Here is a 13,509-nt window from a genome sequence, read left to right as displayed (position 1 = left end):
TCACCCACCCTGCTTCGGGGTCAAAATTTCGATGCGATCACCATTCTTTAGAGTGTGATTCTGCCGCTCGTTTGCTCGTACAAGCTCACTATTGACTGCTGTTGCGAGCCACTCACCCTCAAATTCAAGCTCTAACAACAGCGCTTCAAGAGTTTGCGCCGAGACATCATGCGCTTGTCCGTTCACGGTGAGTTTCATGGCGTATACTCCTTTCTTTCAGGATCATGTCGGCAGCCTGCTTTGCCATCGCTGGCGCAAGCAGAAAACCGTGTCGATAAAGTCCATTAATGCTGATGCAATTGCCCGTTTTAACCACGCGCGGCAGATTATTTGGGTAGGCTGGGCGAACGCCTGTTCCGGTTTCGATAATTTCGGCTTCACCAAATGCCGGGTGAACACTGTAGGCAGCGTTCAACAATTCCATCATTGAGCGCGCCGTTACCGGTCCATTTGCATCGCTCTCAATCATTGTCGCGCCCACCATGAAAGTGTGGTCCGGTCGGGGCACAATATAAAGCGGGAACCGCGGGTGAATAAGCCGTATGGGTCGTGACAGTGATATGTCTTTGCTGCGCAAGATGAGCATTTCGCCACGCACGCCCCGCAAATCAATATCTGGAGACGCGATTCCAGTACAATCGATAACCCATTCAAAGCTGGAAATTTCAGCGGCGCTCATCTCAGTTTCGCAGCGGGCGCCTAACCCAACGAGTTTTGCCTTTAATTCCGTTAGAACCTGACGTGGCGCCAGATGCGCCTCACTTTCAAAGAACAATCCCTTGCGGAAAGCCGCCTCGCCAAGATCGGGTTCCAAGAGCGAAATTGCTTCCTCACCAATGCGCACAAAGCCCGACGTCCGCGCGCCAAAGCGCTCCAGTTCTTTTACATCCCGCGGTGTGGCCACCACCAGCGTTCCCTTGCGACTCACGGATCCGGGAATTACAGACTCCCACCAATTGGCCGCGTTCATTCCAAGATCAATGACAGCCTGTTCAGCGCTTTCGCGCTCACACCAAGGTGCGAGCATGCCACCGGCATACCAGGAGGCCGCAGAATTTTCGCCGCCAAAGGGGTCTAGTATCGTCACTTCGGCTCCACGTGCTCGAAGCTCATAAGCAACTGTGAGGCCGGCAACGCCGGCCCCTTTCACCAGAATATTCACCTCATTCCCCGGCATTGAGCGGCATATAGAGCTCGCCGCCTGTGCGGAATTTCTCCGCCATCGCTGCCATGCCTTCTTTTTGAGCCTCCGCACGAATGTCGTGTGAAATGCGCATTGAGCAAAACTTCGGCCCGCACATTGAGCAAAAATGCGCAACCTTATGCGCTTCTTTCGGCAAGGTCTCATCGTGGTAGAGTCTCGCCGTCTCAGGATCCAGAGAGAGATTAAACTGGTCCTCCCAGCGAAACTCAAAGCGCGCACGGGATAGAGCATCATCTCGAAGCTTCGCCGCCGGATGCCCCTTGGCCAAATCCGCCGCATGTGCAGCAATCTTGTAGGTAATAACGCCGACCTTTACGTCGTCTCGATTGGGCAATCCCAGATGTTCTTTAGGCGTAACATAACAAAGCATCGCCGTGCCAAACCAGCCGATCATTGCAGCACCGATGCCAGAGGTAATATGATCGTAGCCGGGAGCAATGTCTGTCGTCAGCGGTCCAAGCGTGTAGAATGGTGCCTCTCCGCAAACAGCAAGCTGCTTGTCCATATTCTCTTTGATCTTGTGCATCGGCACATGACCGGGACCTTCGATCATAACCTGGCAATCTCTGGCCCAAGCGATCTGAGTCAGTTCACCCAATGTTTCAAGCTCAGCAAACTGCGCCGCGTCGTTTGCATCGGCTATTGAACCGGGACGCAATCCGTCACCGAGTGAAAAACTGACATCATAAGCACGGCAAATATCGCAGATTTCCTCGAAATGCTCATAAAGAAAGCTTTCCCGGTGATGATGCAGGCACCACTTTGCCATGATTGAACCGCCTCGCGAGACGATGCCCGTGAGACGATTAACCGTCAGTGGAATATAATGCAGTCGGACACCGGCATGAATAGTAAAGTAGTCGACGCCCTGCTCTGCCTGTTCGATCAGCGTATCTCTGTAAACTTCCCAAGTCAGATCTTCAGCGATACCGCCAACCTTCTCCAGCGCCTGATATAGCGGAACAGTTCCGATGGGAACCGGCGAATTACGGATAATCCACTCGCGAATATTGTGGATGTTGCGCCCGGTCGACAAGTCCATCACCGTATCGCCACCCCAGCGGATAGCCCAAACCATCTTTTCGACTTCCTCCTCCATCGACGATGTGACGGCGGAATTACCGATATTGGCATTGATCTTCACGAGGAAATTCCGACCTATGATCATAGGCTCAAGCTCAGGATGATTGATATTGGCAGGTATGATGGCCCGCCCCCTGGCGATTTCCTCCCGTACGAATTCCGGTGTCACATGATCCGGTAACGATGCACCGAATGACTCGCCATCCCGAACCTGGTTCCGTGCGGCTTCCCGACCGAGGTTCTCCCTTATGGCGACATATTCCATTTCAGGCGTAATAATTCCCGCACGGGCATAAGCAAGCTGCGTTATCGCTTTTCCGTCGTAAGCGCGGCGTGGCTGATATTGAACAGGAAATTCTCTTGTAAGCCGCTCGCCCGTGGCGAAGCCATTGTCAGCTGACTGGATTATTCGCCCCTTATAGGAATAGCTATCGGCCTGTTGACCGATTTTCCATGCCTCACGAACACGTGCGATCCCTTTATTGATATCGATACTTGCAGTTGCGTCAGTGTAGGGACCGGATGAATCGTAAACCGCAAGGTTTGGCTCACCAGCGGTGGGATGAACCGCAATTTCGCGCAAGGGAACGCGAATATCAGCATGTATCTGCCCTGGTTTATAAATCTTGATTGACGCGGGAAGCGGCCCGGTTGAAACTTTCGGGGCCTCGGTAATTTTTGTTACAGCAGTCATCGTCAGGTTCCTTTGCGTTATTGCAGGAAACCCAGTTCTGAGCCGGAAGGATGAAAGAAGCCTCGCGAATCCAATCATGGATTCAGTGCGAATGCACTATGCGCGATAACCTTTGCACCGTCCCTACGCCAGTGTGAACTGGATCAGGTTCAACGGGTCACTGCGCTTGGCTATGCCTGAAGCAGTATCTCAGCCCCTTGTCGGGACTCCCCTGGTGAATGGCCTAAAGTGAACCGCCTGACGTATTGCTGTCAAGCGCTTCATAAAATTACGAAGCGCGAAGCGGTTTCAGAGCGCCTGCCCATTTTGCAAGTTCAGTCAAAACCGTGCTGGCGCTGGTAGTTATCAGTTCATTTGGCGTGAACACGCCATCATCGTTGATAAACTGCTGGTACGAAGGAATGGGAACGCTTTCTGCAAGCGAAACCATACGGAGTGCCGAGATCAACCCTTTGACCGATTCGGTAGCACGCAAACCACCGGAAACACCGCCATAACTTACAAAGCTTACAGGTTTGTAGTTCCACTCATTCCATAAATAGACCAAGGCATTGATGAGCGAAGGTGGCGCGTTGTAGTCATATTCAGGCATGACAAAGATGTAAGCGTCGGCCGGCTCAATCGCCTCACTCCACTTCTTTGTATGCGGATGTTCGTATTTTTTCATGCGGGGATGATTCGGTTCGTCATAGACCGGCAACTTGAAATCAGCCAAATCGATAAGCACAGGGTCGAACTTGCCATCCTGCTTGGCGAATTCGTTGAACCACTTTGCTACAGCAGGACCACCACGCCCGGGCCGCGTGCTTGCGATTATAATATTGAGCCTGAGTGCCATAGTATCATATCTCCATAACTGCGATAATCGATAAGTAAAGACATTGACCCATCGCACAAGAAGGCACTTTTTTGAAACTGCCCGGAATGTCTGCGTAGTCCCACAAAAAACGAAACCCGCTATAGCGATTTGGCCATGCGGGTTTGTCGTCACAATGAAGGGCGTTAAAGCCCGTCAGATATTAGCGATTATTATTATAGTCGTTACCTGCTGGCGCGCCAGGGCGTGCAACACGTTCTTTTTTCTTTGGTCCAGGCAACAAGCCTTCGCGTTGAGCCTGCTTGCGGGCAGCCTTGCGGGCGCGGCTAACGGCTTCTGCTTTTTCGCGAACACGACGTTCAGAAGGCTTTTCGAAAGCCTGACGGGCCTTCATTTCGCGAAATAGACCTTCGCGCTGCATCTTTTTCTTCAAGACCCGTAGGGCTTGTTCAACATTGTTATCACGGACGAGAACTTGCAATCGTTTTCCTTACCCATGCTTGCCTCGTCTTGCAGTACCAAAACTGGCCACAATCAGACAAGCGTTTGAAGAATTGCCACAACGGCAATCCGGAGAAGCGCGGACTTTATTCATTCCCGCGCCAAAAATCCAGTGCACCCAAGCAATTAAACTTGGATACGCAATCTTTAGATTGCAGCCGTGATGATGATTTCAACCTTATATTCCGGTGTTGCAAGCTTGGCTTCACCTGTCGCGCGTGCTGGAGCATTGGCCGGATCAACCCATGCATCCCATACTGCATTCATTTCGCCAAAGTCCTTCATGTCATCAAGCCAGATGATGGCCTGCAACAACTTCGACTTATCTGTGCCTGCCTCTTTGAGCAAACGATCAACCGAGGCCAGGACGTCTTTAGTCTGTTCTGTTACGCTCTTGCCCGGACCACCTACCTGACCGGCCAGATAGACTGTATTACCATGGATCACGGCCTGGCTCATGCGAGGGCCTGCTTCAATACGACGAACGCTCATGAAAATCTCCTGTGGAAGGTTTCGGACAAGCCGAGGCTTGCTTGGTGCAAGAAAAAAGGGCCATACGGCCCTCGTTTCAGAAAAATGGTGGGCACAGTAGGGATCGAACCTACGACCCGCTGATTAAGAGTCAGCTGCTCTACCAACTGAGCTATGTGCCCGTCAGCCGCTTCCGCGACGACAGTGAGCGCTCTATAACGGGGCAAATCTTGCCTGTCCAGCCCTTCACCAAACTTTATCGCGCTGATCGGCAAGAAGATGAAATTTTCGCTCTCAGACAAACAACTTGCCCTCTGCCACCTTGATCGCCACGCCACCGATTCGTGCGCTTATGATTGCCTTATCCTTAATATCGAGTTCTAGCTCAAGTTTCGACAGCCGGCCCATCTCATAGCCTTGTTCAATAGAAAATCGCTGTACGCCATCAAGCGGTTCATCGAACAAGTGAATTGCACCGGCAAACGCAGCTGTCGCTGAGCCGGTTGCAGGGTCTTCATAAGTTCCTTCGTCACTGACAAACATACGCGAATGAAAATCGTTCTCATGCCCTACGGTTTCACGGCAGTAAGCATAAACCGGCAATTGCCTATGGCCAATTCGGGGTGCTATCCGCTGCATTGCAGCCTGATCGATCCGTATTCGAGCAGCTGATGCAAGACCACGTATCGGCACAAGTAAAAATGGTACACCGGCATCCCAAATGCTGGGAACATGGTTTTCAAAACCAATCTCGTCGCGCTCTAACCGCAGTGCCCGCGCTATAGCAACCTTGTCGTAGTTGTAGTCTACCCGTTGCGGCAATTTAGGGAGGTCAAATTCCGCAAAAGCCCCGTGTTTTCCCAGTCTTACGCCGCACCGAACAGGTCCAACCTGCTCTTCCAAAATAATAAGCGCATCTTGATCGCTTTCAACTTCACCAAAACGATTTTGCGCAAGTGACACAGCTGTCCCAACCGTAGGATGCCCGGCGAACGGCATCTCATAATCCGGCGTAAAAATGCGGACCCATGCTGTATGAGCGGCGTTTTTCGCCGGCAGCACGAAAACTGTTTCCGACAGGTTGAACTCACGGGCGATACGCTGCATCGCCTCATCATCAAGGCCCTGCGAATCGTGAACGATTGCCAATGGATTCCCTTTCAGGACCTCGGAAGTAAAGACATCATATATTTCATAACGGCGGAAGGTCATGGGCGTTGCCCCTTTTTCAATTTGATGAAAAATAGACCAACCCTAAAGTGGCGCAAGTCAAACCTTGTAACGGTTACATTTGGCTGAAATGCCAGTCGCCGAACGCGCGGAATGTAACAGGTGTTGTATCGGTCATATCAGCCGATGAAGCCACTGCAACAACATCGTCGAGCTCCGAAATAAGTTCTGCAGCGATATGGCGACGTATGCGCGTCAACAATTCTTGGGAACACAAATCAAAATAATAGCGACGAAACAATGCAATGCTGCGATCCGCGGTAACGAGATAAATATTGCTGTCAAAGCCCTGAGCATCCGCTAAATCAATAGCAGTCTCCTCCAAAACCTCACGCCTCATATTCCCTTCAATATCAATAATTTCGTTGCGCACATCACCTTCATCAAAGGAACCGGCCGGAAAATAGACACGCCCTGCCGCCGCCGTTGAACTGGCCATTCGACCGGCGATCAGCTTATTGTCGTTAGAGACGATCACGCCTACTGCATAAACGTGCCAAGGCTTCAGTGATGTCCGATTCTTCTTCCAGTGCATCATCGTTTTGAAACGCGTGCGTTTATAGACCGCTTCGAAGGCATCACCGTTGACGTGAGCCTGCTCAGCCATAAAGAAATCGCCATTGAAAAGAGTAGGATTGGCTCTAATTTCCTCTTCCCAATTTGCCCCAATTTCAGACTTGTTTTCTAATTCATAGGTGAGCGAGCCACTTTCTATCCGTATCGCGGCATGTTTGAGCTCAATCACCGTCTTCTCGGGAGAGGCTTTCATTGTTCAAACCATGTCAAACGTAACTACGACAGGACAATGATCGCTGGCCTTGGGGCGATCCCAGCCAATACGAGGAAAACGTTCAAACTTTTGATCAGGTGGGAATACTGCCCGGAATGGCTGTCCTTGTCTGATGATGTCGGGAACAGCTTGCATGTTATTCTGCGCCAAGGACGGTGACGCCAAGATATAATCAAGCTGGCACAAGTGCCGTTCATTGGGTCCTCGCGTGTGATAAAGCGTCCAGCGATCCATTTCGGGGCGTCTTTCTACCAGATTTTCACAAAAGCCACCCTCAAGCAGGATGTTAAGACTGCTTTCCATCTCTTTAACCGGCTCGAACATGTACCCAACCAGCGTGTCCCCCTTGATAAGAACACGCTCTCGATAATCATTGAAATCACCACAGATGACCCAGCTCTTATCAGCTGATCCCCCACTGCTGGCAAATTTGTCTTCGATGATACGGCGCACGGCCTTTGCCTCCGCAACTCGGACGGGCATGGAAGCAGCCCGCCCATCCATGCCGTTGCGAGGCGTGCCCATGGATTTGAAATGACTGACAAAAAGCGTCAACGGCTTTCCACCGATGCGCACGTCGATCTCTAGGCAGTCACGCTTGAATATTCGCTGGTAGGATTCGATACCCAATAACGCCAGGTCAGCGCTATAAATACCAAAATCATTATATGTGAGATGGGCATGACTCGTCATCGCAACAAATTCGATCGGTAAACCGTCACGTGTCTGATCTCGCATCAGGACAGCAACGTCGATGCCACGGCTGTCATTTCCTTCGACCATATATTTGTGGCGATAGCCCTCACCCACCATCTTGAACAAATAGCCGAATTCGAAAGCATTCAGCGCGCCGATATTGTCCACCTCCTGGAGGCAAAGAATATCCGCGTGAGTTTCGGCGATCGCCAATGCGGTCAGCTGGCGTGTGTCATCGGCATAAGCAATAGCTCGAGCCTGTTCGAGTTGCCGGTATTGCGCCTCATCATCTATCTGAAAGAGCTGCAAGGCTCTGTCTTTGTTAAGATTATTTTTGAAACCGGAAAAGTCGAAGCGATTCATCAGATTTTCAACGTTGAAGGTAGCAATGCGAACTGACATGCAAATACTCTGGATTAAGATCAATGACGCTCTATGCGCTCATAGCCTACCCGCATTACCCCGTTGCTGCCAGTAGCGATTGGCATCACAAGCGCCTATATCAACCTTATGAATAACCGGAAGCTTGAAACAATGAAATTTCTTAAGATGGCGCTGGCTCTTCTGGTTTTAGAAATGGTCGGCCAGATGCCGACTGCTTTCGCGCGAGAAATCCAGACATATCGACCGGCTCCGCGAGGGCTTGATGTGGTGCCGCGATCCCCAACGATCCTGCGCAATAATAGTCCGTATCGGGATAGTCTGCGGGATTGTTCGACAGGAAACTGCTACAATGGACGAGCTAACCGACCGACCGGAAATAACGGTCCTACGCAGGCTGAGAAATGTCGCGCGGCCTATCAGTCCTATCGAGCTTTCGACAATACCTATAAGCCATATAACCGTCCGCGAGAACGATGCAATTTGTAATGTAAATTCAGTGGCTTCGCCGGATCTAAAGACACAAAAAAGCCACCGGGTTTCGCCGGTGGCTTTTAAAATTATGTTCTGATCTTCTTAGTTCTTTGCCTTATCGACCAGCTTGTTGCTACCGATCCAAGGCATCATGCCGCGCAGCTTCTCACCAACTTCTTCGATCTGGTGTTTGTCATTGTTGCGACGGATGGCCTTGAAGCGCGATGCGCCGGCCTTATACTCCTGCATCCAATCGGAAGTGAACTTGCCGGTCTGAATGTCGGTCAGAACGCGCTTCATCTCTGCTTTTGTCTCAGCCGTGATGATGCGTGGGCCGGATACATACTCACCCCACTCTGCAGTGTTCGAGATCGAATAATTCATGTTGGCGATACCGCCTTCATAGATCAAATCAACGATAAGCTTTACTTCGTGCAAGCACTCAAAATAGGCCATTTCAGGCGCATAACCACCTTCAACCAATGTTTCGAAACCAGCGCGGATCAGCTCAACGAGACCGCCGCACAGAACAACCTGTTCACCGAACAGATCGGTTTCGCATTCTTCACGGAAATTGGTTTCGATAACGCCCGAACGACCGCCACCAACGCCACAAGCGTAGGATAGAGCGAGATCATGTGCGTTGCCGGATGCATCCTGATGAATAGCGATGAGGCATGGTACGCCACCGCCCTTCTGATACTCACCACGAACCGTGTGGCCGGGGCCCTTTGGCGCGATCATAACAACGTCAACAGTCTTCTTCGGCTCAATGAGACCGAAGTGAACGTTAAGACCATGAGCAAAAGCGATCGCAGCGCCATCGCGGATGTTATCGGCGATATGGTCCTTGTAGATATCGGCCTGCAATTCATCAGGCGTTGCCATCATCATAAGGTCGGCCCATTTGGCTGCCTCGGCAACGCTGACGACCTGAAATCCGTCCGCTTCAGCCTTTTTCGCTGTTGCTGAACCGGGACGCAGAGCAATGCGCACATCCTTTGCACCGGAATCCTTCAGATTGAGCGCATGCGCACGCCCCTGCGAACCGTAGCCGATGATGGCGACCTTCTTCGACTTGATCAGATTGATGTCCGCATCACGATCATAATATACGCGCATTTTGTTATTCCTTCCTATGTTTCAATCAGTATTGTTTTCCAGTCGCTTGACCGGTTTTTCTCAAGGTTTGTATAGAACCAGAAATTGTTCAGTGGCCCGTTTTGCGTCACGCTCAATAGCTGCCTCGCCCAACTCGAAGCGATCTCCTAGCAGCAGACGAATTTGCACATCGCGAACCACCAGACCAAAAAATGTACGGAATGCCTCATCGGTCTGTTCGAACTTAAGCAACCCTGCTTCCCGCCCAAGCAGCAGAACGGGCTCGAGCCTGCGAGCCATGGCAAATGGACCATTCTCCAGAACGATACCGCCAAGATCGCGACCAAGTCCGTGCTTGTCTGTGCCGGCATGCGTGACAGCAACGCGGTTCAATGCAACTGAGATTTTACCCGACAAGACCCGCAGCCAATCGGCCGCGAAACGCTCCAAACCAGCTACCAGCGCATCGCGATCAAATGCATTGCGGCTGACGGGGACTCCCCTGACCTTGGAGGCTTGCCACTGGACCGTAGCCGTCAGCAAGCCATCGCGGTCGCCAAACCATTTGTATAAGCTTTCTTTCGAACAGCTTGCACGGCGCGCCACGCTTGTCATTGTGAGTTTGTCGCCAGCTTCAACCAGAAGCGCGAGCGCAGCATCAAGGACGTCTTTCTGACGTTCCGTTAATGCCGTTTCGCTGATTTCCAGTTCTGCTTTCAACACATCCTCCAACCGTACCGTACCGTACGTTACGGCTTGGCTTTTAATACATGTCCCAGGGTTTGACAAGCGTTAGGCCGAAAATTCAGCTCCAGACTTTCTCACGCAATCCGATCGGTCCAAATGGATCTATCAGCGTGCCTGAAACCATTGCTGCCAATAATTGCGGCGCTGGCGGAATGCCAGAAATTATTGGTACCAAGCGGTCACGGATGAAGGGCAATATTCTGGAGTCTGATTGATAAAATGGCGTGAATGCGCGCGACAATGCTTGGAAACTCCGTATATGCCCACGTCGCGACGATGCATATAGCGACAATGCTGTTGCAAGGTCAGATGAAGAATGCAGCGCATGAGCGAGAGCCTTGGCATCCAGCAAAGCCATATTTGCACCCTGCCCCAATTGGGGACTCGTCGAATGTGCTGCATCGCCAATAACCGAAAGGTGACGCCCGATTGGGAAAGGGAGTGTATGATGGCCATAACGCGCCAATGCCATATCATCGAAGCTGCCGATCTGGTCGAGATAAACCGAACATTCCGGCCAAAGTGACAATATATTGTCTTTCCATTGCGTCATTCCGGCACTACGCAATTTTACGTTTTCGTCTGGCTTGGTACTCCAGAAGAAGGCAGCGCTCTTCTCGTCAGCAACGCTTGCTTTGCCTATCGGCAGCACGCCAATCATTATTCCTGCTTTGCGATAACGCTGTTGCAGCGAACGCTCATCAAAAGCATCCGGATGCCATTTGAGCGAGGCCCAATAAGCCCCATAAGCCAGCGGCTTCGGGTCCCGGCTCTTGTATGCAAATTTATTTATTTTCGATCTCGATCCGCTGGCATCAACAATCAGATCAAAGGCCCCGACGCGGCGGCCAGTATCCGTTATGAGCCAAGCGGAACCAGCTCCGACTTCCATTGAAACAACATCAATATTCGTCTCAATATCGATAGCTTCGCGTAGCACTGCATCGTAAAGCACACCAAACAAAGCCGCCCGGTGAACCGCAATGCCATAACGCCCACCCTTAAGCGCAGAGTATCTCACGTCAAGAACAGTGCGGCCAGAATGTGCATCCGCACCATAAAGTCTGTCGATGCGACTACCCAAACCCCGGATCATCTCAAACAACCCGAGATCGTCAAGAACCGTCAGTCCCGTGGGTTGAAGGATAAGACCTGAACCAACCGCAGAAGCCGATTCAAACCGTTCAAACAATGTAACATGATTGTCCGAACGCTTAAGGTAGAGCGCGGCGGCCAATCCAGCCGGTCCTGCGCCAACAATAGCGATCTGTAATTTTTTCATGCGGACCAGTTTGCTAATGCGGGCTAAATATTGACCTGCGTTCCAATCTCGACGACGCGTCCTGTTGGTATCTGAAAATATTCAGTCGCATCGCTGGCGCTTCTTGCCAGAGCAATGAAAAGACGGTCCTGCCAGCGTGGCATTTCAGAGCGCGCCGAAGCCTTCAAGGACCGCCGGGACAGGAAGAATGAAGTCGTCATAATATCGAACTTCCATCCTTGCTTACGACAAATCGCGAGCGTCCTGGGAATGTTTGGTCGCTCCATATAGCCGAACGTCAAGGTTACCCGCATGAACAGGTCGTTGATAGGTTCTATCCGCACCCGCTCACTCTTTTTCACCAAAGGCGATGGAGCGGTGATTACGGTCAGGATCACATTGTTCTGATGCAAAACCTTGTAGTGCTTAAGACTGTGCATGAGCGCTGTTGGCGTGCTTTTCGGATCGCCAGTCAGGAAAACCGCAGTGCCCGGGACCAGGGTAGGCGGATTTTCAGCCATTTTCTTTGAGATCAAAGCCAGCGGAACTTCGCCCTTGCGAGTTTTCTCGAAGAGCTTCCGGCTGCCGCGAACCCAGGTAAACATGATAAGAACAACCAGGAAAGCAACGACCAAAGACGCCCAGCCTCCATCTACGACCTTAATCAAATTGGCGCTTACAAAAACAAGGTCGATGATGAGGAAACACGCGGTCAGACTGGTTGCCAACCACAAACTCCATTTCCAGATGCGGGTCATGACAATGAAAAGCAGGATTGTCGTTACTAGCATATTTCCAGTAACGGCAATACCGTATGCGGATGCCAGATTTGAAGAGCGCTCGAAGCCCAAAACAAGCAGTATAACAACAATACCGAGAAGTGCGTTGACCTTTGGCAGGTAGACTTGGCCTGACTGCTTCTCTGACGTGTGCTCGATATTCAGGCGCGGCAGAAGGTTCAACTGCACAGCCTGACGGGACAATGAGTATGCACCCGAAATAACGGCCTGGCTGGCGATAACAGTGGCCATAGTCGCCAACACAACCATCGGTAAGAGTGCCCAATGCGGGAACATCTCGAAGAATGGATTTTTTGCTTCATCCGGATAAGCGAGGATGAAGGCGCCCTGCCCAAAGTAATTGAGCAGCAAACACGGGAAAACAACCCACATCCACGCGGTAGCAATCGGCTTGCGTCCAAAGTGGCCAAGATCGGCATAAAGCGCTTCCGCACCCGTCACGGCAAGGAACACAGTTCCAATCGTGGGGAAAGCGGTACCCGGATTATCCATGATATATTCGAACGCATAGTATGGGTTAACAGCCGCAAAAATGCTGAGATCATCGGCAATGTGCAGCAGCCCGAAAAAACCGATCGCAAGAAACCAGATCAACGTAATCGGTCCAAATATCTTTGCTACGCTCGCTGTCCCAAACCTTTGGATGGAGAACAAGGTCAGGAGGATGACAATCGTTATCGGGACGATAAATGGTTTTAAGGTTGGCGTTACTATCTCAAGTCCCTCGACGGCCGAGAGGACAGAGATCGCAGGCGTTATCACGGCATCCCCGTAAAACAGGGAAGCGCCAATGATACCAAGCCCCAAGATAAGTTGCGGCCGTGATTTAAAGCTGGACCGGGCTAGGGCCATCAAGGATAGGATACCGCCTTCGCCGTCATTATCTGCGCGCAATACGAAGGTGACGTACTTGATGGTAACAATGACCGTCAATGCCCAAAAAATCATGGATACGACGCCGAGCACGTCAGTACGGCTCAAGCTGCCATCAAGGGAGGCAGCATGCAACGCTTCGCGAAAAGCATAGATCGGGCTGGTTCCGATATCGCCATAGACAACACCAAGCGCGCCCAGAACGAGAACTGGAAAGGCTTCCTTGTGATGCGGTTCTGGCTCGTAACTTACCGAACCGTTATCGCAATCATCGCCGACCGCTTGCTGGTCATTCATAAAAGTTTTCCCTCGCTCCTACAGCGTGGGCGGACGAGTTAGTCGTGTTGCACCGCAATATCAATCGCCATTTTAACATATCTCATCCT

Annotated in this window: 13 protein-coding genes, 1 tRNA gene and 1 riboswitch; all 14 genes read right to left on the bottom strand. The window is 51.3% G+C overall.

Annotation, left to right across the window (positions count from 1 at the left end; translation table 11 throughout):
• Window positions 1-198 (bottom strand): sulfur carrier protein ThiS, encoded by a 198-nt coding sequence (thiS, locus tag ACTJI9_RS02540; protein ID WP_115052620.1) that lies wholly within the window; start codon window positions 196-198, stop codon window positions 1-3.
• Window positions 167-1,162 carry a glycine oxidase ThiO gene (gene thiO, locus ACTJI9_RS02535; RefSeq protein ID WP_440805785.1) on the bottom strand — a complete coding sequence of 332 codons (996 nt, stop codon included), beginning with the start codon at window positions 1,160-1,162 and terminating at the stop codon, window positions 167-169. Before thiO ends, thiS begins: the two co-directional genes overlap by 32 nt.
• A gap of 1 nt (window position 1,163) precedes the next feature.
• Window positions 1,164-2,981, bottom strand: a complete 1,818-nt coding sequence (gene thiC / locus ACTJI9_RS02530) for a phosphomethylpyrimidine synthase ThiC (protein ID WP_440805780.1) — start codon at window positions 2,979-2,981, stop codon at window positions 1,164-1,166.
• A 102-nt stretch (window positions 2,982-3,083) separates the two neighbouring features.
• Window positions 3,084-3,204: riboswitch (TPP riboswitch) on the bottom strand.
• Between the two features lie 45 nt (window positions 3,205-3,249).
• The gene (locus ACTJI9_RS02525; RefSeq protein ID WP_115052618.1) at window positions 3,250-3,819 is read right to left on the bottom strand and encodes an NAD(P)H-dependent oxidoreductase; all 570 of its coding nucleotides are present in this window, start codon (window positions 3,817-3,819) and stop codon (window positions 3,250-3,252) included.
• 181 nt (window positions 3,820-4,000) lie between these two features.
• On the bottom strand, window positions 4,001-4,279 hold the full coding sequence (rpsU, locus tag ACTJI9_RS02520) for a 30S ribosomal protein S21 (RefSeq protein ID WP_115052617.1): 279 nt from the start codon (window positions 4,277-4,279) through the stop codon (window positions 4,001-4,003).
• A 167-nt stretch (window positions 4,280-4,446) separates the two neighbouring features.
• On the bottom strand, window positions 4,447-4,791 hold the full coding sequence (locus ACTJI9_RS02515; protein WP_008123603.1) for a RidA family protein: 345 nt from the start codon (window positions 4,789-4,791) through the stop codon (window positions 4,447-4,449).
• Between the two features lie 85 nt (window positions 4,792-4,876).
• Window positions 4,877-4,952 (bottom strand) — tRNA-Lys (locus ACTJI9_RS02510).
• Between the two features lie 112 nt (window positions 4,953-5,064).
• On the bottom strand, window positions 5,065-6,003 hold the full coding sequence (locus ACTJI9_RS02505) for a PhzF family phenazine biosynthesis protein (RefSeq protein ID WP_440806207.1): 939 nt from the start codon (window positions 6,001-6,003) through the stop codon (window positions 5,065-5,067).
• A gap of 52 nt (window positions 6,004-6,055) precedes the next feature.
• Window positions 6,056-6,769: an NUDIX hydrolase gene (locus tag ACTJI9_RS02500; RefSeq protein WP_307286067.1), complete on the bottom strand. Its 714-nt coding sequence runs from the start codon at window positions 6,767-6,769 to the stop codon at window positions 6,056-6,058.
• Between the two features lie 3 nt (window positions 6,770-6,772).
• Window positions 6,773-7,888, bottom strand: coding sequence for an endonuclease/exonuclease/phosphatase family protein (locus tag ACTJI9_RS02495; RefSeq protein WP_336439815.1), 1,116 nt, complete (start codon window positions 7,886-7,888; stop codon window positions 6,773-6,775).
• A gap of 555 nt (window positions 7,889-8,443) precedes the next feature.
• Window positions 8,444-9,463, bottom strand: coding sequence for a ketol-acid reductoisomerase (ilvC, locus tag ACTJI9_RS02490; protein WP_113097408.1), 1,020 nt, complete (start codon window positions 9,461-9,463; stop codon window positions 8,444-8,446).
• Between the two features lie 60 nt (window positions 9,464-9,523).
• Window positions 9,524-10,162, bottom strand: a complete 639-nt coding sequence (locus ACTJI9_RS02485; protein WP_115052613.1) for a TetR/AcrR family transcriptional regulator C-terminal domain-containing protein — start codon at window positions 10,160-10,162, stop codon at window positions 9,524-9,526.
• Between the two features lie 85 nt (window positions 10,163-10,247).
• Window positions 10,248-11,471: an FAD-dependent oxidoreductase gene (locus ACTJI9_RS02480; protein WP_115052612.1), complete on the bottom strand. Its 1,224-nt coding sequence runs from the start codon at window positions 11,469-11,471 to the stop codon at window positions 10,248-10,250.
• A gap of 23 nt (window positions 11,472-11,494) precedes the next feature.
• Complete coding sequence (locus ACTJI9_RS02475) at window positions 11,495-13,420, bottom strand: potassium transporter Kup (RefSeq protein ID WP_115052611.1); 1,926 nt, start codon at window positions 13,418-13,420, stop codon at window positions 11,495-11,497.
• Window positions 13,421-13,509 lie beyond the last annotated feature (89 nt).

Origin of the sequence: Phyllobacterium sp. 22552, from assembly GCF_052044585.1 — a bacterium.
In the GTDB taxonomy this organism is placed as follows: Bacteria; Pseudomonadota; Alphaproteobacteria; order Rhizobiales; family Rhizobiaceae; genus Phyllobacterium; species Phyllobacterium ifriqiyense.
This window is presented reverse-complemented; position numbering and strand designations above follow the sequence as displayed.

Excerpts from the sequence above, each read along its gene's own strand:
- ilvC (WP_113097408.1), bottom strand. The coding sequence starts at position 9,463 with ATGCGCGTATATTATGATCGTGATGCGGACATCAATCTGATCAAGTCG.
- ACTJI9_RS02480 (WP_115052612.1), bottom strand. The coding sequence starts at position 11,471 with ATGAAAAAATTACAGATCGCTATTGTTGGCGCAGGACCGGCTGGATTG.
- ACTJI9_RS02525 (WP_115052618.1), bottom strand. The coding sequence starts at position 3,819 with ATGGCACTCAGGCTCAATATTATAATCGCAAGCACGCGGCCCGGGCGT.
- thiS (WP_115052620.1), bottom strand. The coding sequence starts at position 198 with ATGAAACTCACCGTGAACGGACAAGCGCATGATGTCTCGGCGCAAACT.
- ACTJI9_RS02475 (WP_115052611.1), bottom strand. The coding sequence starts at position 13,420 with ATGAATGACCAGCAAGCGGTCGGCGATGATTGCGATAACGGTTCGGTA.
- ACTJI9_RS02515 (WP_008123603.1), bottom strand. The coding sequence starts at position 4,791 with ATGAGCGTTCGTCGTATTGAAGCAGGCCCTCGCATGAGCCAGGCCGTG.
- ACTJI9_RS02500 (WP_307286067.1), bottom strand. The coding sequence starts at position 6,769 with ATGAAAGCCTCTCCCGAGAAGACGGTGATTGAGCTCAAACATGCCGCG.
- ACTJI9_RS02495 (WP_336439815.1), bottom strand. The coding sequence starts at position 7,888 with ATGTCAGTTCGCATTGCTACCTTCAACGTTGAAAATCTGATGAATCGC.
- thiC (WP_440805780.1), bottom strand. The coding sequence starts at position 2,981 with ATGACTGCTGTAACAAAAATTACCGAGGCCCCGAAAGTTTCAACCGGG.